Annotated in this window: 17 protein-coding genes; 10 read left to right on the top strand and 7 right to left on the bottom strand. The window is 74.0% G+C overall.

Annotation, left to right across the window (positions count from 1 at the left end):
• The first annotated feature begins 27 nt into the window (after positions 1-27).
• Together WFH32_RS01530 and WFH32_RS01535 are read left to right on the top strand one after the other, a co-directional pair.
• Positions 28-534: an acyl-CoA thioesterase gene (locus WFH32_RS01530; RefSeq protein WP_138824940.1), complete on the top strand. Its 507-nt coding sequence runs from the start codon at positions 28-30 to the stop codon at positions 532-534.
• A gap of 114 nt (positions 535-648) precedes the next feature.
• Complete coding sequence (locus WFH32_RS01535; RefSeq protein WP_336706007.1) at positions 649-1,449, top strand: hypothetical protein; 801 nt, start codon at positions 649-651, stop codon at positions 1,447-1,449.
• 25 nt (positions 1,450-1,474) lie between these two features.
• Here WFH32_RS01535 and WFH32_RS01540 read toward each other — a convergent pair whose 3' ends face one another.
• From WFH32_RS01540 to ptsP, 5 genes are all read right to left on the bottom strand, one after another.
• On the bottom strand, positions 1,475-3,112 hold the full coding sequence (locus tag WFH32_RS01540; RefSeq protein ID WP_336706008.1) for an SDR family oxidoreductase: 1,638 nt from the start codon (positions 3,110-3,112) through the stop codon (positions 1,475-1,477).
• A gap of 46 nt (positions 3,113-3,158) precedes the next feature.
• Complete coding sequence (locus WFH32_RS01545; protein ID WP_336706009.1) at positions 3,159-4,157, bottom strand: DNA topoisomerase IB; 999 nt, start codon at positions 4,155-4,157, stop codon at positions 3,159-3,161.
• 48 nt (positions 4,158-4,205) lie between these two features.
• Positions 4,206-5,114 carry an acyl-CoA thioesterase gene (locus tag WFH32_RS01550; RefSeq protein WP_138827442.1) on the bottom strand — a complete coding sequence of 303 codons (909 nt, stop codon included), beginning with the start codon at positions 5,112-5,114 and terminating at the stop codon, positions 4,206-4,208.
• 88 nt (positions 5,115-5,202) lie between these two features.
• Complete coding sequence (locus tag WFH32_RS01555; protein ID WP_404822062.1) at positions 5,203-5,622, bottom strand: globin; 420 nt, start codon at positions 5,620-5,622, stop codon at positions 5,203-5,205.
• Positions 5,623-5,769: 147 nt separating this feature from the next.
• A complete protein-coding gene (gene ptsP, locus WFH32_RS01560) occupies positions 5,770-7,461 on the bottom strand; it encodes a phosphoenolpyruvate--protein phosphotransferase (RefSeq protein ID WP_336706010.1) in 1,692 nt (563 codons plus the stop codon).
• A 351-nt stretch (positions 7,462-7,812) separates the two neighbouring features.
• Here ptsP and WFH32_RS01565 point away from each other — a divergent pair, with 351 nt between their 5' ends.
• Positions 7,813-8,043, top strand: a complete 231-nt coding sequence (locus tag WFH32_RS01565) for a glucose PTS transporter subunit EIIB (protein WP_030150932.1) — start codon at positions 7,813-7,815, stop codon at positions 8,041-8,043.
• Positions 8,044-8,052: 9 nt separating this feature from the next.
• Complete coding sequence (locus WFH32_RS01570; RefSeq protein ID WP_336706011.1) at positions 8,053-8,571, top strand: PTS sugar transporter subunit IIA; 519 nt, start codon at positions 8,053-8,055, stop codon at positions 8,569-8,571.
• 10 nt (positions 8,572-8,581) lie between these two features.
• Here the strand turns inward: WFH32_RS01570 and WFH32_RS01575 are convergent, their stop codons facing one another.
• The gene (locus tag WFH32_RS01575; RefSeq protein WP_336706012.1) at positions 8,582-9,766 is read right to left on the bottom strand and encodes a mechanosensitive ion channel family protein; all 1,185 of its coding nucleotides are present in this window, start codon (positions 9,764-9,766) and stop codon (positions 8,582-8,584) included.
• A gap of 217 nt (positions 9,767-9,983) precedes the next feature.
• Here WFH32_RS01575 and malQ point away from each other — a divergent pair, with 217 nt between their 5' ends.
• Positions 9,984-12,173, top strand: a complete 2,190-nt coding sequence (malQ, locus tag WFH32_RS01580; RefSeq protein ID WP_336706013.1) for a 4-alpha-glucanotransferase — start codon at positions 9,984-9,986, stop codon at positions 12,171-12,173.
• Positions 12,174-12,237: 64 nt separating this feature from the next.
• Here the strand turns inward: malQ and pepN are convergent, their stop codons facing one another.
• On the bottom strand, positions 12,238-14,799 hold the full coding sequence (pepN, locus tag WFH32_RS01585) for an aminopeptidase N (protein WP_336706014.1): 2,562 nt from the start codon (positions 14,797-14,799) through the stop codon (positions 12,238-12,240).
• 201 nt (positions 14,800-15,000) lie between these two features.
• Here pepN and WFH32_RS01590 point away from each other — a divergent pair, with 201 nt between their 5' ends.
• The 5 genes from WFH32_RS01590 (at position 15,001) to WFH32_RS01610 (ending at position 21,129) form a co-directional block, all read left to right on the top strand.
• Positions 15,001-15,648, top strand: a complete 648-nt coding sequence (locus WFH32_RS01590; protein WP_377678508.1) for a mycothiol-dependent nitroreductase Rv2466c family protein — start codon at positions 15,001-15,003, stop codon at positions 15,646-15,648.
• Positions 15,649-15,876: 228 nt separating this feature from the next.
• Positions 15,877-16,494, top strand: a complete 618-nt coding sequence (locus tag WFH32_RS01595) for a hypothetical protein (protein ID WP_336706015.1) — start codon at positions 15,877-15,879, stop codon at positions 16,492-16,494.
• Between the two features lie 55 nt (positions 16,495-16,549).
• Positions 16,550-17,020 (top strand): pyridoxamine 5'-phosphate oxidase family protein, encoded by a 471-nt coding sequence (locus WFH32_RS01600; protein WP_191798072.1) that lies wholly within the window; start codon positions 16,550-16,552, stop codon positions 17,018-17,020.
• A gap of 163 nt (positions 17,021-17,183) precedes the next feature.
• Positions 17,184-18,251: a hypothetical protein gene (locus WFH32_RS01605; protein WP_336706016.1), complete on the top strand. Its 1,068-nt coding sequence runs from the start codon at positions 17,184-17,186 to the stop codon at positions 18,249-18,251.
• A 262-nt stretch (positions 18,252-18,513) separates the two neighbouring features.
• Positions 18,514-21,129 (top strand): helix-turn-helix transcriptional regulator, encoded by a 2,616-nt coding sequence (locus WFH32_RS01610; RefSeq protein WP_336706017.1) that lies wholly within the window; start codon positions 18,514-18,516, stop codon positions 21,127-21,129.
• The last annotated feature ends 10 nt before the right edge of the window (positions 21,130-21,139 follow it).

Raw genomic sequence — 21,139 nt, forward strand, 5'->3', positions numbered from 1 at the left:
CGAGCCCCACGCGAAGAAAGGACTTCCATGACCCGCCTGCACGTCCCCGTCGCCCTGCGCTGGTCCGACCTCGACGCCTACCAGCACGTCAACAACGTCGAGATGCTGCGGCTCCTGGAGGATGCCCGCATCACCGCGTTCTGGCGCCACCCCGAGGCCTCGATCGAGGAGAGCTGGCCCACGGCGGTCCTCGACACGGGCCCGCACGCGACGTCGCACACCCTGGTCGCCCGGCAGGAGATCGAGTACCTGCGGCCCCTGGGGTTCACGCGGAGCCCGGTGCGCGTCGAGATGTGGCTCGGGCACCTGGGTGGGGCGAGCCTCGAGGTCTGCTACGAGGTGCACACCGAGTGGCCCGACGGTGCCGAGCGCACGGGGCCCTCGATCGGCAGCAGGCCCTACGCCAAGGCGGCGACGACGATCGTGGTCGTGGACGCGGCGACGGGCGCGCCGCGACGCATCACCGAGCCCGAGCGCGCGGCCTGGCAGCCGTTCGTCGAGGAGCCGCTCGAGTTCCGTCGCCGAGGGCGCTGAGACCGTCCGGCCCGGCCGACGTCTCCCGGTGTCCTCGCCCTCGGGGGATGCGTCCGCGGTCCGGTGACGAACACGACCGTGACGGATACCCCTGGTAGATGTCATGATGCGCGCGTGGACACCGTAGAGGTTGTGGGCGCCGACGTGGCCGTCGACGCCGGACCCGAAGACGTTCTGCCCGTTCTGCCCCGGTCCGAGCCGCCCCTCTCCGACGTCGAGCTCGAGCTCGACGCCGTGGACTGGGGCGCCTACCAGGGTGCGTTCGGCGCGGCCGACGTGATCCCTGCTCTGGTGCGCGCCGTCGTCGGGCCGGCGGGGGCCGAGCAGGACGAGGCGCTCGACCTGCTGTGGCAGGTCGTGAACCACGAGGGTGCCCTCTACGGTGTGTCGGTGCCCGCGCTGCGCGTCCTCGCGGCGGTGGTGCGGGACGACAGCCAGCCCGAGGACGTGCGCAGCGGGGTCGCGCTCCTCCTGCTGACCATGGGCGCCGCCCACCTGCCCGGCGAGCCCGCCGACCAGGTCGACCTCCAGCTCGAGGTGCTGCTCGCCGCGCAGGAGGTCCTGCCCGGCCTCGACGAGTCCTTCCTCCACGGACCCCGGACGCTCCAGGTCGCGCTGCTCGCGTTCCAGGCAGTCACGGGAGAGGCGACGTCCGCCGCCGGGCGTGCGGCCATCGCCCGTCTCGTCGCGGCCGACGAGCCGCTGCTCGCCGCGATCGCCTCGCTCACGTTCGACCTGGTCTCGGGCGCCGTGCCCGCCCGCGGCGCCGTGCACCGGCCCGGCGTGCTCGACGAGGACATCCGCGAGCTCATCGAGGACTACGCCGACCTCACCGACGTCACGCTCGCCGGCATGGTCGTCAGCGAGACCGCGTTCGCGCTCGTCGACCGGATGCTCACCGCGCTCGAGGAGTAGGGCGGCCGCGGCAGGTGGCCCGCTCCTACCTGCTCTCCGCCGCTGCTACCACCGCTGCTCGCTCCGCCGCCTCCGCGATGTTCTTCTGCATGCCCCCGAACACGACGCCGTGGAACGGCGCGACCGACCACCAGTACGCCTGCCCGGCGAGCCCGTGGGGGTGGAACAGCGCCCGCTGCGCGAAGTAGGACCGTCCCGGCCCGGACGCCTCCTCGGGAGCGGGACCGGCGTCGTCGGGCCCCGTGATCTCCTCGGCCGACTCGTCGACGCGCAGCTCGAGCCACGCGAGACCCGGCAGCCGCATCTCGGCGCGCAGCAGCAGGCGCCGGCCGGGCTCGATGGCCTCGACCCGCCAGAAGTCCAGGACGTCGTCGACCACGAGCGTGCGCTCGTCGCGGCGTCCGCGCCGCAGGCCCGGCCCGCCCGAGAGCCGGTCGAGGAGCCCGCGCACCCGCCACGCGAGCGACCACGAGTACCAGCCGCGCTGCCCGCCGATCGACTCGATCACGGACCACAGGACGTCGGCAGGGGCGTCGACGACGCGCCGGCGCTCGTCGACGTAGAGCGAGCCGCCCGCCCAGTCGGGGTCGGAGGGCAGCGGGTCGCTCGGTGCCCCCTCGACCGCGGCCGAGGACCAGCGCGTGGTCACCTCGCCGTCGTGGACGCGCTGGAGCGCGAGCTCGACCGCCCGGCGGAAGCCGATCAGCCCGCCGGGCGGGTCGGGGACGTACCGCGCGATGTCGTGCTCGTCGCACACGACCTCGTGGACCAGGGACTCGACCAGGGGGCGTGCGATGCTCGCGGGCACGGGGGTCACGAGACCCACCCAGTGGCTCGACAGGCGCGGGGTCAGGACCGGGACGCTCACGATCAGGCGTCGCGGGAGCCCTGCGACCTGCGCGTAGCCCTGCATCATCTGCCGGTAGGTCAGGACGTCGGGGCCGCCGACGTCGAACGCGCGCGAGACGTCCGGGGGCATCGTCGCGCTGCCGACGAGGTAGCGCAGCACGTCGCGGATCGCGATCGGCTGGATGCGGTTGTCGACCCAGCGCGGCGTCGTCATCGCAGGCAGGCGCTCGGTGAGGTAGCGCATCATCTCGAACGACGCCGAGCCCGACCCGAGGATCACCGCGGCCTGGAGGACCGTCGTCGGGACGCCCGAGGACAGCAGGATCTCGCCCACCTCCTTGCGCGAGGCCAGGTGCGGGGACAGGTCTGCGTCGTCGACGTCGGGGAACAGGCCGCCCAGGTAGACGATCCGCCCGACGCCCGCCTCGCGGGCCGCCCGGGCGAACGTCAGGGCCGTGCGCCGGTCGCGGGCCGCGAACGAGCGGCCCGTGCCGAGCGAGTGGATCAGGTAGTACGCGACGTCCGCCCCCTGCAGCGCCTCGCGGATCTGGTCGAGGTCCGACGCGTCGGCCTGGACCAGGTCCACGTGCTGCGCCCAGTCGCGGCCGGCCAGGCGTTCGGGGCGGCGGGCGATCGCGCGGACGCGGTGCCCGGCGCCCAGGAGCTCGGGGACGAGGCGGCCGCCGACGTAGCCCGTCACCCCCGTGACGGCGACGGTCAGGGGTCGGGACCCGGGCACGGTGGGCCCGGCGGCCGACTCGGCGGCCGGGGCGGTCGTGGTGGGCGGGGGAGCGGCGTCGTCGGTGGGAGTCATGGTGCTCCCCATGGTGACCCGAGGGACGGCGGCTCGCGACCGGCCGTCACCCGAGCAGGTCCAGCACGGCGCGCTCGGCCGCGGCCTGGCTGCGCCGCCTGCCCAGGAGCGGCTCGATGGTCTGCCCGCGCTCCCAGAGGTCGACCAGGCGAGGGTCGATGTACGACGAGCGGGCGACGGCCGGGGTGTTGCCGAGCTCGTCGGCGACGTCCCGGACCACGCCCGCGACCACGGCCCGCCGGGCGCGGTCGGAGGCGGGTGGTGCACCCGCGTCCGCGAGGGCGCGGGCGGCGAGGACGGTGGCGTGCCAGGTGCGGAAGTCCTTCGCGGTCGCGTCCTCGCCCAGGCGCTCCTTGAGGTAGGCGGTCACGTCCGCGCTCGTCACGTCGTGCCAGACCACGCCGCCCGGCGTCTCCTCGCGCCACGCGAGCAGGTCGCCCGCGTCCCGACGCCGCACGAGCGTGGTGACGATCTCGCGGACCCGCTCGTCCTCGACGACGACGTCGCGCACCTGCCCCGACTTCGCGGGGTAGCGGAAGTGGACCGAGCCGTCGCGCCGCACGCGCACGTGCTCGGTGCGCAGCGTCGCGAGACCGTAGCTGCCGTTCTGCTTCGCGTACGCCTCGCTGCCGGCGCGGAAGTCGGCGAGGTCCAGGAGCCGGAACGCGAGCGCGAGGACCTTGGCCCGTGGCATCCCGTCCGCCGTGAGGTCCTTGGCGACCCGGCGGCGCGCGGCCGGGAGCCGCGCGCCGACCGCCAGGACGTGGTCGAACTTGCGGCGGGCCCTGCGCTCACGCCACTGGTCGTGGTACAGGTACTGGCCGCGTCCCGCGTCGTCGTACCCGAAGGCCTGGATGTGGCCGTCCGGGAACCGGCAGATCCACACGTCCGACCAGGCAGGCGGGACGACCAGGCGCGTGCAGCGCGCGACCTCGTCGGGGTCGGTCAGCCGCGAGCCGTCCACGTCGAGGTAGGAGAACCCCTTCCCGTACCGACGTCGGCCGTACCCGGGAGAGGAGACCGAGACGCGGCGCAGGCGGACCATCCGGTCATCCTGCCCCGCGCCCCGGCGACTCGCTCGTCAGCCGCACGCTCAGACCGGCAGCCGCAGCATGCCCTCCTGCGCGATGCTCGCCACGAGCGTCCCGTCGCGCGTGAAGACACGGGCGGCGCCGAGGCCCCGCCCGCCCTGCGCGCTCGGGGAGGACTGCACGTAGAGCAGCCACTCGTCGACGCGTGCGTCGCGGTGCCACCACATGGCGTGGTCGAGGCTCGCGATCGACGCTCCGGGCGTGACCCAGCTCGACCCGGTCTTGCGCAGCACGGGCTCGAGCATGATCTGGTCGCACGCGTACGCCATGAGGGCGCGGTGCAGGAGCTGGTCGCCCTCGACGGGGCCGCGGGCCTTCATCCACACCATCTGCTGGTCGGTGCGCTCGGCACCGGGGCCCAGGTAGAGCGAGCCGCCCACGTGCCGCAGGTCGAACGCGGCCTCGTGCGAGCGCGAGCGCGCGGCGGGGTGCGGGATCTTGCCGAGCTCGTCGAACGCCGACGGCAGGGTCTCGGGGTCCGGCGCCTCGGGCATGGGCGAGGTGTGCTCGACGCCGTCCTGCTCCTCCTGGAACGACGCGATCATCGACAGGATCGGCTTGCCGTGCTGGACGGCGTGCGTGCGGCGTGCGCTGAACGAGCGGCCGTCGCGCAGCTTCTCGACCGCGAACTCGATGGGGGCGTCGAGGTCGCCCGCACGCAGGAAGTACCCGTGCATCGAGTGGGGCCGGCGGTCGCCCTCGACGGTCAGGCCCGCGGCGATGAGCGCCTGGGCGAGGACCTGGCCGCCGTAGATCCGGGCGTTGGGCTGGTCGACGCTCAGGCCGCCGAAGCGCACGTCGGCGCCGTCGGAACGCGAGTCGTCGGCAGGCTTCTCCTCGAGCTGGAGCGCGCGCAGCAGGTTGCCGAGCGGGTCGCGCGCGAGCTCGTCCGCCGTGACCTTGGTGCGCAGGGGCCGAGGCGGGGGGGCCTGGGCAGCGCGGGCGGTCTCGTCGGGCTGGCCGGGCTGCTGGGTCTGGGGGGCCGTCACGTCGGTCACGTCACTCCTCGAAGGTGTTGATCAGCGAGTGGGCAGCACGTTCCAGGTAGTCCCAGAGCGTGGCCTCGTGCAGCGGGGCGAGGTCGAGCGAGTCGACGCCGGCACGCATGTGCGCGAGCCAGCGGTCCCTCGCGTCGGGGTTGACCTTGAAGGGGGCGTGGCGCATGCGCAGGCGGGGGTGGCCGCGCTGCTCCGAGTAGGTCGTGGGGCCGCCCCAGTACTGCTCGAGGAACATGGTCAGCCGGACCTTGGCGGGGCCGAGGTCCTCCTCGGGGTACATGGGCTTGAGGACGGGGTCCGCGGCCACGCCCTCGTAGAACACGTCGACGAGCCGTACGAAGGTCTCGTGCCCCCCGATCGCGTCGTAGAAGCTGTCCGAGGACGCGACGGACTCGCGCAGGCGCGGGGTCGCGGGGCTCACCGGGAGGGCAGCGGGGGAGCCGCCTGGCAGCGGTGCGGGCGTGCCGCCGGGGTGGGGGACGGGATCGCTGGTCACGCGGCCATCATCCCATCCGGTCGCGCGCGCCCGGGCGTCCGGGCGACGTGACGCTCGCCGCTGTCGGGCTCCTCACAGCCCCAGCTCGTCGAGCTGCGGGAGGGCCGCCCGGACCGTGGCGCGCGCGTCGGCCGCGCTCTCGGCCGCGAGCGCGAGCTGCGCGACCGCGCGGCACTCGGCGATCGTGACCGCACCCAGCAGCGCGGCGACGTCGGGGATCGCGCGCGCAGTCATCGACAGCGAGGACACGCCGAGCCCGACGAGCACGGCCGCGAGCACGGGGTTCGACGCCGCCTCGCCGCACACGCCCACGGGCCGCCCCTGGAGGTCCCCGCCGCGGCAGGTCGCGGCGACGAGCTGGAGGACCGCGGGCTGCCAGGGGTCGTTGAGCTCGGCGAGCGAGCCGAGGAGGCGGTCGGCCGCCATGGTGTACTGCGTGAGGTCGTTGGTGCCGATCGAGGCGAAGTGCGCGCGGGCGAGCACGGGACCGGCGAGCAGGGCCGCGCTGGGCACCTCGATCATGACGCCCGCGGTGTCGAGCCCGTGGGCCGTGCACCGGGAGACGAACCACTCAGCCTCGGCGACGGTCGAGACCATGGGGGCCATGACCCACACCACGGCTTCCTCGGCCGCGGCCGCGAGCGAGACGGCCTCGAGCTGCTGCTCCAGGAGGTCGGGCCACTTCTCGGAGGTGCGCAGCCCGCGGACCCCCAGGGCGGGGTTCTCCTCGTCGTCGACCGACAGGAAGTGCAGGGGCTTGTCCGCGCCCGAGTCGAGCGTGCGGATCACGACCTTGCGGCCGGGGAAGGCGTGGAAGACCGTGCGGTAGGCGGCGACCTGCTCGGCGATCGTCGGTGGCTCCTCGCGGTCGAGGAACGCGAACTCGGACCGGAAGAGCCCCACGCCCTCGGCCCCGGCGGCCGCGGCGGGCTCGGCGCCCGCAGGGTCGCCGATGTTGGCCAGGAGCTGGACCCGGTGGCCGTCCGCGGTGCGTCCTTCGCCCGAGAAGGTCCGCACGGTCGCGGCGAGCGCCCGGGCGGTCGCGACCTGCTCGTCCGTGGGGTGGACCAGGACCGTCCCCGCCGACCCGTCCACGAGGACCGTGTCGCCCGCGTCGAGCGCCTCGCTCGCCCCGGCCGCGGCGACGACCGCGGGGATGCCCATGGCGTTGGCGACGATCGCGGTGTGCGACGTGGGCCCGGCGCCGTCGGTCACGATCGCGAGCACGCGCGCCGGGTCGAGGCCCGCGGTCACCGACGGGGCCAGGTCGAGCGCGACGAGCACGAACGGTTCGGGGTGGTCCGGCACGCCCGGCGCGGGGCGGCCCGAGAGCGCGGCGACGATCCGGTCGCGCACGTCCGCGATGTCGCGCGCACGCTCGGCGAAGTACCCGCCGAGGGCCTCGAACTGCTGCGCGACCGACTCGGCGGCCTCCCACACGGCACGCTCGGCGATCAGGTGCTCGTCGACGACGCGCCGTTCGGCGTCGGCCGCGAGCGTGGGGTCGGCGGCCATCGCGGCCGTGGCCTCCAGGACGTCGCGCGTGTCCCCGGTCGCGGAGGCTGCGGCCCGTTCGAGGTCTGCCTGCACCTGGGCGGCGGCGACCGGGATGCGGTCGGCCTCTGCACGCAGGTCGGCCGTGGGACGCAGGCGGAGCCCGGGGGAGGGTTCCGCGAGCGGTTCGGGCAGGAAGACGACCGGCCCGACGACCTTCCCGGGGCACACCCCGATGCCGGTGATCGTCCGCTGTTCCTCGCTGGCCACGACGTCCTCCTGAGCTCGCCCGGTCCCGGCGGTCGGCCGGGTTCCCCTCCCTGGCAGTGTTCCCCAGCCGTGAGCCCAGCGCCAAGCGGGCAGCCGCGCGCGGCCGCGGGGGACGCGCCCGCCCGACGGCGTCGCGTGGTCCGGCGCCCGGGTCGCCCGCCGCGGGGGGCGGCCGGGCGGGACGAGCGGAACCTGCCGGGCGTGCGGGGGTGCGTGGCGCCGTCGGGCGGGAAATCGCCCGCTGTTCTCCCTCGCCGGCCTGTGCTGTGAGACTAGGGTGGAGGAAAGAGGCCTGTTCGCAGGCCTTCCCCCGGCAACGGCGCCCGCAGCACAGGAGTCAGGAGTTCGTAGATGAGCAAGGCACAGCAGATCCTCGAGGCGCTCGGTGGCCAGTCGAACGTGGTCGACCTCGAACCCTGCATCACCAGGCTGCGCGTCGAGGTGACCAACCCGGCGCTCGTCGACGAGGTCGGGCTCAAGGCCACGGGGGCGTTCGGCGTGGTGCGCTCGGGCCGCGTCATCCAGGTGATCGTGGGCCCGGAGGCCGACAACCTCGCCGCAGAGCTCGACACGCTGCGCTGACACGAGCAGATGTCACCGACCGGTTCCGGACCTCCCGCAGGGGCCGGCTCGTCCACGGACGAGCCGGTCCTGCGCGTCGGAGCACCGTTGGACGGAACGGTCGTGGCGCTGCGAGACGTCCCTGACCCCGTGTTCGCGCAGGCGTTCGCGGGGCCGGGCCTCGCGATCGAGCCCTCGGTGGACGGCGACGGGATCTCGACGGTCGTGGCCCCCGCGGCCGGCACGGTCGGTTCCCTGTTCCCGCACGCCTTCGCGCTCGAGGCGACCGGTGGGCGCACCGTCCTTGTCCACCTGGGCATCGACACGGTGCGGCTCGGGGGAGAGGGCTTCCAGCTCCACGTCGAGCCGGGAGACCGGGTCGAGGCGGGCGCGACCCTGCTGTCCTGGGAGCCGCCGCGCGTGGCTGCGCTGGGGCTGGCGACCGTGTGCTCGGTCATCGCGCTCCAGGGCGACCCGTCGCTCCTGACGTTCCTCGTCCCCCCGGGAGTGGCCGTCCGGGCCGGCGAGCCCCTCCTCGCCTGGGACTGAGGACGGCCCGCTACCGGTCCGCCTGTGTCGGGTCGTCGGGCAGCGCGTCGCGTGTCTGCAGCGAGTCCTCGGCCTGCATCGCGTCCTTCGGCTGCACGGCGTCCCGCGCCTGCAGGGCGTCCGGGTTCTGCGCGGTGTCACGGTTGTGCACCGCGTCCCGGACGGGAGCCGTGCCGTGGGCGGGCGCCTGGGTCGAGACCTGGGGCAGCACCGGCGCCGGTGCGTCCTGCGGCGTCTCCTCGAGGGCAGGTGGCGGCTCGGCGCCGGCCAGCGGTACGTGAGCCGCGGCGAGGCGCTCGCGGACGGTCGTGCGCAGCGCACGCGAGATCTCGCCCTGCATCGACGCCTGGGTCTTGACCGAGACCTTGAGGACCATCTCCTCCGGGGTCATCGACTCGATGCCGGACACGACCGGCTGCTCCAGGAGGTAGGTGCCCAGGACAGGGTCTGCGGCGACCGCCTCGCCGGCCTCGCGCAGGACCCGCTCGACCTGGTCGAGGTCCGCGAAGTACGCGACGTGCACCTCGGCCGAGGCGCGGCCCCACTCCTGCGACTTGTTGCCCGTGCGCAGGATCTCGCCGTTGCGGATGTACCAGAGGGTGCCGTCGCCGTCGCGGACCTTGGTCACGCGCAGCGCGACCTCCTCGACCGTCCCGGCCACGACCCCGAAGTCGACCGAGTCGCCCACGCCGTACTGGTCCTCGAGCAGCATGAACGTGCCCGACAGGAAGTCCTTGACGAGGCTCTGCGCGCCGAAGCCCAGGGCGACGCCCACGATCCCCGCCGACGCGAGGAACGGCGCGATGTTCATGCCCAGCTCGGTGAGCACCATGAGGACGATCGTCGAGCCGAACAGGATGTTCGCGGTCGAGCGCAGGACCGAGCCGATCGTGCGGGCACGCTGGGCGCGGCGTGCGCTCGCGAGCGGGTTGGCGCGCAGCAGGACGTTGCCCACGGGTGACTCCGTGAGGCCCTTGAGGCCCTTCATGCCGCGCCGCTCGGTGATCGGGGTGCCGTCGGCGATGTGCTCGGTCACGCGGCGGATGATGCGGCGGATCACGGCCAGCAGGACCGAGCCGATCACGACGATGAGGATGATCCGCAGCGGCGTGCCGAGGAACCACTCGAGCCAGACGTTGGCCTGTCCGGCGATCTGGTCGCCGATGTCGGTGGGGGACGGGGACGGGGAAGCCATCCCGGCAGGCTACCTGCCGCAGCGCGAGGCCCGACGGCGTCCGGCGCCCCACGTGACGAGCCTCACCGGGAGCGGGCGGACAGGTCCTGCGGAGGGCCTGTGAGGAGGGTGCGCGGGCGGTGTGCGCACGTGCCCGAGGGGCTGAACCTGGCGACCGCCCGCGCCACACCGGGCCCAAGGTCTGCCGTCGCCCCCGCGCTCTGGCAGGATCACCCTCGTGAGCGTTCCACAACATGTCACGGCCGACGTGCCCGAACCGCTGGTCCAGCTGGCCGCGGCCCATGGCGTCGCGCCCGACTTCTGGGGCTTCGACGGCACGCAGCGCCAGGTGAGCGCGCAGACCCTCGTCGCGGTGCTCGAGGCGCTGGGCGTGCCCGCGTCGTCCCCCGAGAAGGTCGCCGTGAGCCTCGAGCACTCGGTCGACGACGAGTGGCGGCAGATGCTGCCCTCGACCGTCGTGGTGCGCCAGGGCGACGAGCTGCGGTTCCCCGTGCACGTCGCCGACGGCGCGCCCGTCGAGGTGTGGGCAGAGCTCGAGCCGGTCGAGCAGCCCGGGTACCGGTCGACCGCGCCCGCGGTGCGGGAACGCCGCGCCCTGACCCAGGTCGACGCATACGTCGAGCCCCGCACGGTCGACGGCCGGGCGATCGGGCGGGCGACCTTCGCCGTCCCGGCGGGCATGCCGCTGGGCTGGCACGAGATCCACGCCACGAGCGAGGGCACGCAGGCGCGAGCCACGCTGGTCGTGACGCCGCAGCGGCTCGAGCTGCCCGACGCCGTGCGCGAGGGGCGGGCGTGGGGACTCATGACCCAGCTCTACTCGGTGCGGTCCAGGGCGTCCTGGGGCGTGGGGGACCTGGCGGACCTCGCCGACCTCGCGTGGCTGGGAGCGCACCGGGCGGGGGCCGACTTCGTGCTCGTCAACCCGCTGGCCGCGGCCGAGCCGCGCACCCCCATGACCCCCTCCCCCTACCTGCCCACGAGCAGGCGCTTCGTGAACCCGCTGTACATCCGCGTCGAGGACGTGCGCGAGACGGGCTATCTCTCGGCGGCGGACCGGTCGCTCGTCGAGTGGGCGTTCGACCCGATCCGCGACCTGAGCTCCGACGCCGGCCCGATCGACCGCGACGCGGCGTGGGAGGCCAAGAAGGCCGCGCTCGAGGTCGTCTTCGCAGCGCCGCGGTCGACCGCGCGGCAGGCCGCCTTCGACGCCTTCCGGGCCGAGCAGGGCAAGGGCCTCGAGGACTTCGCGACGTGGTGCATGCTCGCCGACCACTTCGGCGACCGCGACTGGCCTCCGCAGGCGCTCGATCCCGCGTCGCCCGCGGTCGCGGCCCTGCGCGAGCAGCTCGACGACCAGGTCGAGTTCTACTGCTGGCTCCAGTGGGTCGCGGACGAGCAGCTCGAGGTCGCGCAGCGCACGGCCCTGGACGCCGGGATGTCGATCGGGATCATGCACGACCTCGCCGTGGGGGTGCACCCGCACGGGGCCGACGCCTGGGCGAACCACGACGTCCTCGCGGGCGGGGTGACGGTCGGCGCACCGCCGGACATGTACAACCAGCAGGGCCAGAACTGGTCGCAGCCGCCGTGGGACCCGCGCGCCCTGGCCCGCGCCGGGTACGCGCCCTTCCGCGACCTGCTGCGCACGGTGCTGCGCCATGCGGGCGCGATCCGGGTCGACCACGTCATCGGTCTGTTCCGGCTCTGGTGGATACCGGGCGCGGCGCGCGCCGACGCCGGGGCCTACGTCCGCTACGACCACGAGGCGCTCGTGGGCATCCTGTGCCTCGAGGCCCAGCGCGCCGGGGCCATGGTCATCGGCGAGGACCTCGGCGTGTACGAGCCCTGGGTCCGCGACTACCTCGCCGAGCGCGGCATCCTCGGGACCTCGGTGCTGTGGTTCGAGAAGGGCGAGGGCGGGCGCCCGCTGGCGCCCGAGGCGTACCGTCGGCTCGCGCTGGCCACGGTCACGACGCACGACCTGCCGCCGACCGCGGGCTACCTCGCAGGGGAGCACGTCGACCTGCGCGAGCGCCTGGGCCTGCTCACCGAGCCGGCGGCCCAGGTCCGCCAGGTGGCACGCGCGGAACGGGACGGCATGGTGACCTTCCTCGCCGAGCGCGGGCTGATCGGTGACGACCCGTCCGAGCGTGAGCTCGTCGAGGCGCTGCACGTCCTGATCGCCCAGACGCCCGCGGCCCTGATCGGTGTCTCGCTCGCCGACGCCGTGGGGGAGCGTCGCACGCAGAACCAGCCCGGGACGGACCAGGAGTACCCCAACTGGAAGGTCCCGCTGGGCGACTCGTCGGGCAACGTGGTGCTGCTCGAGGACCTGTTCGACAACGCGCGGCTGCTCTCGCTCGCCAAGGTGATGCGGGAGTCGTTGTCATCTCCGCCGCGGTAGACAGCGCAGACGGGCGAACGCCGGGGTGGGAGGTCACCCCTCCCACCCCGGCGTCCGCCGTTCGTCAGGCGTCCGCGCCCTGCGCTGCGAGCGCGCGCTCCACGCCCGCGAGGTTCTCGACGACCAGGCGACGCAGCGCCGGGGCCGCGTCGGTGTGGGCGTCGAGCCAGGCCTGCGTCGCGTCCCGCAGCTCGGCGTTCGCGAGCGGCGCCGGGTACAGGCCGACGACCAGCGTCTCGGCGATGTGGTAGCTCCGCTCGGCCCACAGCGTGGTCAGCGAGGAGAAGTACTTCTCGACCAGGGGTGCCAGGACCGCGGGGTCGTTGACGTGCTGGAAGCCCTGCGTCGTGGCGCGCACGATCGCGTTCGGGGCCTCGTCCGAGTCCACGAGGGACGCGAACGCGGCGAGCTTGGCCTCGGTCGTGGGGGCCGTCGCGGTCGCGCGGGCCGCGGACTGCTGGCCCGTGGCCGTGTGGTCCTGCGCGAGCGCTGCGTCGACCTCGGCCTGGTCCGCGCGGCCCAGGAGGACGAGGCCCTCGAGGATCTCCCAGCGCAGGTCGGTGTCGATCTCGAGGCCCTCGAGGGAGACCGAGCCGTCGAGCAGGCTGCGCAGCGCGTCGGCGTGCGCGGGCGTCGAGGCGAGGTGCGCGAAGAACTTCACGAACTGGAACTGGGAGTCGGAGCCGGCCTGCGCCGACTGCGCGAGTCGCCACAGCTCGTCACCGACGACAGCGAGCGTCGCGGCCTGCTTGCCCGGTGTCACATAGGACTTCGCGGCCAGCGCGAGCTGGTTGAGCGTCGTCCGGATCGTCGTGGACTCGGTCTCGCGGGCGATGTTGCCCAGGACGAGGCGCACGTACTCGCTCGCCGGCGTCTCGCCGTCGCGCGTCGCGTCCCACACCGAGCCCCACACGAGCGAGCGTGCGAGCGGGTCGGTGATGTCCGCGAGGTGCTCGACCGCGACCGCGAGCGACGCCTCGTCGAGACGGATCTTGGCGTACGCGAGGTCGTCGTCGTTGAGCAGGACGAGCTGCGGCCGGTCGAGGCCCGCGAGCTCGGGGACCTCGGTGCGCTCGCCGTCGACGTCGATCTCGACGCGGTGCTCGCGCACCAGGTCGCCGTCGACCACGTTGTAGAAGCCGATCGCCAGACGGTGCGGGCGGATCGTCGGGTAGTCGGCCGGGGCCTCCTGCAGCACCGCGAACGACACGATGCGGCCGTGCGCGTCGAGCTCGATCTCGGGGCGCAGCGTGTTGACGCCCGCGGTCTCGAGCCACAGGCGCGCCCACGAGCCGAGCTCGCGACCGCTCGTGGCCTCGAGCTCGGTCAGGAGGTCGGTGAGCTCGGTGTTCTTGTACTCGTGCTTCTTGAAGTACTGGGCGACGCCGGCCATGAACGCGTCGATGCCGACCCAGGCCACGAGCTGCTTGAGGACCGAGCCACCCTTGGCGTAGGTGATGCCGTCGAAGTTGACCTGCACGTCCTCGAGGTCGTTGATGGTCGCGACGATCGGGTGCGTCGAGGGGAGCTGGTCCTGGCGGTAGGCCCAGGACTTCTCCATGGCCGCGAACGTGGTCCAGGCCTCGTGCCACTCGGTGGCCTCGGCGGTCGCGAGCGTCGAGGCCCACTCCGCGAAGGACTCGTTGAGCCACAGGTCGTTCCACCACTTCATGGTGACCAGGTCGCCGAACCACATGTGCGCGAGCTCGTGCAGGACCGTCACGACACGACGCTCCTTGATGGCGTCGGTGACCTTGGACCGGAAGACGTACGTCTCGGTGAACGTCACGGCGCCCGCGTTCTCCATGGCCCCGGCGTTGAACTCCGGCACGAAGAGCTGGTCGTACTTCGCGAACGGGTACGGGTAGTCGAACTTCTCCTCGAAGAACGCGAAGCCCTGACGGGTCTTCTCGAAGATGTAGTCGGCGTCCAGGTGCGGGGCGAGGGACTTGCGCGCGAACACGCCGAGCGGGATCACGCGACCGTCAGAGGACGTGAGCTCGCTGCGCTCGACCACGTAGGGGCCCGCGACGATCGCGGTGATGTAGGTCGAGATGACCTGCGTGGGCTCGAACGTCCAGGTCGAGGCGTCCACGGCGGAGTCGGTCGCGTGGGCCGCGGGAACGGGCTCGGGCGTGGGCGAGTTGGACACGACCTGCCAGGCGGAGGGCGCCGTGACGGTGAACTGGAACGTGGCCTTGAGGTCGGGCTGCTCGAACGCGGCGAACACGCGGCGCGAGTCGGGGACCTCGAACTGGCTGTACAGGTAGACCTCGCCGTCGACGGGGTCGACGAAGCGGTGCAGGCCCTCGCCCGAGTTGGTGTAGGCGGCGTCCGCGACGACGCGGAGCTCGTTCTCGGCGGCGAGACCGTCGAGCTGGATGCGGGAGTCGGCGACGACGCGGGCGACGTCGAGCGGCTCGCCGTTGAGCACCACCTCGTGGACGGTCGGCGCGATCAGGTCGATGAAGGTGCTCGCCCCGGCGGTCGCGGCGAACCGCACCACCGTGGTCGAGCCGAACGTCGTGGGTCCGGTCGTGAGGTCGAGAGCGACCTCGTAGGAACGGACGGTGACGACACCGGCGCGCTCGGCGGCTTCGGCGCGGGTGAGGTTCTCTCCGGGCACAACATCTCCTCAGTACGGGTCGGGCTGGCCGGGTGGGCCGCGTCGATTGTCCCACGGGGCACCCCGCGGGTCGCCGTGTTTGCCATGGCCTCCAGCCGGTCGGAATGTCCGGGTCGCCGGGCGCGTTGAGGCTGCGGGGGAGCGGGTCCGCGCCCCCTCCCGACCTTCCCACCCGCTGAGGAGACCTGCCCCGTGACTGCTGTGACGACGTCGGACACCGCCCGAGACCTGCACGAGAGCGACGCACCCGTGCGCACCGCCGACTTCTGGTTCGACCCGCTGTGTCCGTGGGCGTGGATGACGAGCCGGTGGATGGACGAGGTCTCCACGGTCCGCGACGTGAGCGTGCGCTGGCACGTCATGAGCCTGTCGGTCCTCAACGAGGGCCGTGAGCTGCCCGAGAAGTACCAGGACCTCATGGAGCGCGGCTGGGGCCCGGTCCGTGTCGTGATCGCGGCGCAGCAGGAGCACGGCGACGAGGTCGTCAAGCCGCTCTACGACGCGATCGGCACGCGCCTGCACCCGGGCGGGCGCAGCGACTTCGACGCCGTGATCGCGGAGGCGCTCGCCGAGGTCGGCCTGCCCGCGTCGCTCGCCGAGCACGCGACGAGCGACCGCTACGACGCCGAGCTGCGCGCCTCGCACGCCGAGGGCATCTCGCGCGTGGGCGAGGACGTCGGCACGCCCGTCGTGGCGTTCGGCGACGTCGCGTTCTTCGGCCCCGTCGTGACGCCCGCGCCCAAGGGCGAGGACGCGGGACGGCTGTGGGACGGGTGCGTCCTGGTCGCCTCGACGCCCGGCTTCTTCGAGCTCAAGCGCACGCGCACGCAGGGCCCGGTCTTCGACTGACCTCGGCGCACGCCCGACGGCGCATCCTCGCTCCCGCGCGAGGGTGCGCCGTTCCTGCGCCACGGGTAAGGGGGGCGGTGTCGGCGACGGTCGTGCCGAGGCCGCCGTGGCACTCGGTAGGCTCCGGGCATGACGTCGGGACAGGGGCGGGGGGCGAGCGGTCGAGGTCGTCCGGGGGGCCTCCTCGACCTGTCGGCGAGCAGCTCCGGGTCCGGAAGCCGCAGGTCCGTGGTAGCGGTCGTCGTGAGCGGGCTCGTCCTGGTGGCTTTCGTCCTGTCGGTCATGCTGGTCGCGGGACGCTTCCTGAGCGTCGCCGTGCCCGCTGCGACCCGGGCCAACGACGAGATGAGCGGGCTCGACACTCCCGCAACGGACCGTGCGCGGGCGTTCGCCGGAGAGCTCGGGCGACTGCCGGGAGTGACCTCGGTGCCCGCACCGGGCCACGTCTACCACGGCTTCCTCAGGAACCCGGGCCACGTGCTGCTCGAGGCGGTCCTCGACCACGACGCGACTCCTGAGGAGGTGGGTGCTCTCGTCCTGGCGGTGTGCGAGCGCGCGCAGGCCGAGGTGGACCTCGACGTCCTCTACTCGGCGGTACTGGACGCCGGCGGTGTCACGGTCCGGATCACGTGCCACGACCCCGGTTTCGCCCCTGCGATCACCGACCTCGTGGAGATGACGCGGTCTTCCGTGCGGTCCGGTGAGGTCGCCCGGATCGGGGTGTCGGGCGGACAGGTCGAGTGGTGGGCCGGACCGTCGCGTCTCGGTACCCACCCGCTCTGGGAGGCCGAGTGGGCGGCCGCCGCCGCCGGGCTCGGGTTCGTCCTCCGGGAGCCGGTCGAGTGATCTGAGCGGACCGGACGGGCCACCGGGCCTGACCGGCCGTGGAAGGATCGTCGCCATGGCCACCTGGAAGCAGCTCGTCGACGACGCCCCCGACCTCGCCGCCCGCGTGCGCTCCCGCTTCGAGGCCGCTGGTCGGCACGTCCTGGCGACCAGGACGCTCACGGGCTCGCCGCGCGTCAGCGGCACCGAGGTCGGGTTCTGGCGGGAGGACGTGTGGATCGGTTCCACCTCACGCTCCGGCAGGTCGATGGACCTGCTCGTCGACCCACGGTTCGTGCTCCACTCGAACCCCGGCGACGGGTCGCGGGCCGACGGGGACGTCAAGGTCGACGGGACGGTCCGCAGCGCCCCCAGGGACGACCCGGACCGCTCGGCCGTCCTGGCCGAGACCGGCGGCGCCGAGCCGTTCCAGCTCTTCTGGCTCGACCTGACCCGGGTCGTGCTCACGACGGTCGAGGGCGGCGTGACGCGGGTCGAGACCTGGCGTCCGGGCACCGGGGTGGACGTCGTGGAGCAGCGGGACTGACACCGAGGCCGGACGTGCGCGCGGCCCGGGAGGAACCGACCTCGCGTCGGGGGCATACGGGACCGATCGGACAGGGTTGCGGTTCGACCGAGGCAGGACGGCCGTGCAATGCTGCGTACTTCTGCCCCGAATCTGCGGGGTCCGAGTCCCCTGAGGAGCTGTGATGTCCGGCAACGCCCCCGTGCCTCCGCCGCCCCCGCACTCCGAGCCTGCTCAGCAGCCTCCGGTCTTCCAGCCCAGGTCGCAGCAGCCCGCGACGCAGGCCCCGCCGCCCCCTGTACCGGCCGCCCAGGACCAGCAGGCCACGGCCTACCAGCCCGTGCAGCCCGCGTACGGGCAGGACCAGGCCACGGCCTACCAGCCGGTACAGCCCGCGTACCAGCCGCCCGCCTACCAGCAGCAGCCTGCGCAGCCCGCGTACCAGGCGCCGCCACCCGCGTTCGCGCCCGGCAGCGGCCAGCAGGCCGCCTACCAGGCGCAGCCGGTCGCCCCCCAGCCCGCGTACGCCCCGCAGCAGCCCGCGCAGTACGCGGCCCAGCCGCAGTACGCCGCTCAGCAGCCGCCGCAGCAGGCCTACCAGCCTGGACCGCAGCAGCAGGCCTACCAGCCCGCGTACGCCGAGCAGCCGCCGACGGCGGCCCCGGGTGGCGGGTCGGGCACCGGCTCGGGCGGTCGCCCGGGCAGGAGCGGACGTCGGCTCAGCCCCGGGTGGATCGCCTTCATCGCGCTCGACGTGATCCTCGTCGGCATCGTCATCGCGTTCGCGATCAACCTCGCCGGAGGTGCCCCCGGCCCGGCCGCGACCGACGACCCGGGCACGTCCGCCGAGGCGCCGGCCCAGACCCCCGACGCCCCGGCCGAGAACCCGGGTCCGGTCGCGGTCACGGGCGAGTCGGTGACCAGCCCCAGCCGGAACATCACGTGCACGATCGGTGAGCAGGGCGTCTCGTGCGGCATCGCCGAGCTCGCGACCCAGCCCGCCCCGGTGGACGGGTGCACGGGCACCACGGGCTACCTGGTGACCCTCACCGCGGACGGCGTCGAGATCCCGTGCGTCCCGACCGCGGACCAGCCGAAGAAGGCGGGGGACGACGTCGCCGTGCTCGACTACGACCAGACCAAGACCGTCGGGTCGTTCACGTGCACGAGCTCGAAGTCCGGCATGCGCTGCACCGACAGCGAGACGGGCAAGGGGTTCAACGTGGCCAAGGCCGGGCTCTCCTCGTTCTGAGCGGGGCTGTGAGCGGGCCCGAGCAGGGCTGAGCGCGCGGGAGCAGGCCTGAGAGGGCCTGCTCCCGCCCGGGCTTGACCCGTGTCCGCCCGACGCCGCCGCCCCCGTCCGGGCGAGCGACGCACCCGGGGGAGCGACGCCGTCGGGCACGAACGAGACCCACCCGGTTGCCGTCCGCGGACACGAACCGACCACGCACCGGTCTCTGCGCCCACCGGCCGGAACGGTAGGCAGAATGGAGGGCGGAGGGAGAACGCCCCACATGCCCAAGCCCGTCCCCGGGTCCGCCCCCGCGACCCACCCCGAACCCTCGCCGGTCCGTCCCACCAAGGACGACGTCGTGCTCCACGCCCGCCATCTCGAGCAGGTGCTCGGATACCTGCGCGACGGCACCAACGTCAACGTGGTCGGCATGCGGTCCTCGGGCCGCTCGGCTCTCGTGCGCCGCGTCATCGAGAGGCTCAACGCGGGAGGAGCCTCGGTGACCCGCATCTGCGGGGTGCGTGCGCTGCAGGACCGTCCGCTGAGCGCGCTCGCCGTCGCGGGGGTGCAGATCGCCGCCACCCCCGGGCAGCTGCCGGCCCTCAGCTCCGCCGTCGGGTCCCTCGAGGTGCTGCTGTCCGCTCGTCCGTCCGTGCTCGTCATCGACGACGCCGACGACCTGGACCCCACGACGGTCGGCGCTATCGTCGCCGTCCACTCGCGCGCCCGGACACCGGTGCTCACCACGTCCCGTCCGGGCGGCCGCCGCCAGCCGGGCACGAGCGCCCTGACGGCCGAGCTGCAGCCCGGAGCGCGCGTCACCCTCGCCCCGCTGCGGTTCGAGGGGGTCCACACCCTCGTCCACGACCTGCTCGGCGGGGCGGTCGACCCGGCCACGGTCGCGCGCGTCGCGGCCAAGTCGGGAGGGCTGCCCGGCCTCGTCGCGGCCGTCGTCGACACCGGCCGCCGGGAGAACCGGATCGTCCAGCGCGACGGGCTCTGGGTCACGCGGGACAGCCTGTGGACGACCGCGATGTCACAGTCGGTCGAGCCGTTCCTCACCGACATCGACGACGCCGGGCTCGACGCCGTGACCCTGCTGTCGTTCGCCGGGACCCTGCCCCTGCGCACGGCGCAGCGCATGGTGGCCCCCGACACCCTCGCGTCGCTCGACGACGCCGGGCTGCTGCAGGTCCTGGCCGACGGCGACGAGCCGGTCGTGGGCGTGTTCCCGCCGCTCGTCGCCGAGTTCATCACCCACGAGGGGGCGACGATGCGCAACCTCCTGGCCCGGGACCGGCTCGCCGAGGTCGACCGGCACGTCGTCCCCGTGGTGCACGTGGACCGGGGCCAGGAAGCAGCAGGCGGTCCGCTCGAGGCGCGCCTGCTCGCGCAGCACTGGACCGCCGAGCGCGTCGCCCGACGGGGGGCCTGGGAGAGGAGCGCGACGCCCGCGGCAGCGGTCGCGCTCCTGGAGTCGGTCGTCCTCACCACGGGAGCCCACCACGAGGTGGAGGCCGTGCTGCAGGGCACGTCCGCCGAGGGCACGGCGCTCGATCGTGCCCGGCTCGTCGCGTGGACCGCGACCCACCGCGCCCTGTCGTCGGGCACGGCCGCCGGAGCCCTGGACGGTCTCGACCAGCATCGTGGCACTCTGCCGGGCTGCGAGAGCCTGCTCGACGCGGCGGCGCTCGACGTCAGCCTCCTGGTGGGCGACGTGCCAGCCGCCGCGCTCGACGCCGCGGCCCCGCCCGCCGAGGACGAGCCAGTCGCCCGCGCGGCCCTCCTCGTGAGCCGGGCCGCAGCCGCGCTCGCTGCGGGACGCCCGGCCCGCGCCGACGAGCTGCTCGACGCCGTCCCCGACGTGGACGGGCGCCGGGAGCACGTCGCCTCGCTGCGCGCCCTGTCCAGGCTGCTGGCCTGCGACGTGCGCGGCGCCGTCGACGACGCTCTCGCCGGGGTCGAACGGGCCCGCCGCAACCTGGCTCCCGAGGCGCTGCACGAGCACGCGTACGTCGCCGGCTACGGGATGCAGCTGCAAGGTCGGGTCGTGGAGCTCGACGAGCTCACGTCGTCGGTCCTCGCGCTCGGCACGGCGCCACGGCATCTGCCGCACGTCCAGGCGGCGCTGCTGACCTTCGCCGCGAACGCGGCCGAGTGGCAGGGCCGACGCGACTACGCCCGCACCACGGCCCTGCAGGCCTCTGCCCTGCGCGGCCCCCGCGGGCCGCACCCGTGGATGTCCGCGGACCTGCTCACGGCGCTCGTGCACGACCCCGACGACGACGCGGCCGCGGACGCGATCTGGCAGGTCGCCCTGGAGCGGGCCCAGGCCGGGTTCCTCGCCGCCGCGGTCACGGCCGGCGTGCGCGCCGTCGAGCGCTCACCGTCGGCCGAGCGGGCCGCCCAGGTGTCCGCGATGGCAGCGACCTGCGACGCGCCCCTGCTCAGCCGCCTCGCCGACTACGCCGTCGCGATCGCGTCGGCCGACGAGAAGCAGCTCGCGGTGCAGGAGTCGGCTCTGTACCGCGCAGGTCTGCGCCAGTTCGCCGTGCGGACCGCGGTCGCCCGGTCCGTCCTCCTGCTCGAGGCGGGCGAGGCGCGGGCCGCGCTCGAGCACGCCGACTCCGCCTGGAGCCAGGCGGGCCTGCGCGGGCGAGACCTGTGCGGGTTGTTCGCACCGCTCGACCGCGCGGTGAACCTCACGGTGCGCGAGCGCGAGGTGGCCGTGCTCGTCGCCCGCGGGTACTCGCTGCCGGAGATCGCCGCACGCATGGTGCTCAGCGTCCGCACGGTCGAGAACCACGTCTTCAGCGCCAGCCACAAGGTCGGTGCGGACGGTCGTGAGGGGCTGGCGCGCGCGGCGCGCACCTGGCTCACGTGCGGCCAGCGCTGACGTCCGCGCG

Origin of the sequence: Oerskovia sp. USHLN155, from assembly GCF_037145535.1 — a bacterium.
Classification (GTDB): Bacteria; Actinomycetota; Actinomycetes; order Actinomycetales; family Cellulomonadaceae; genus Oerskovia; species Oerskovia rustica.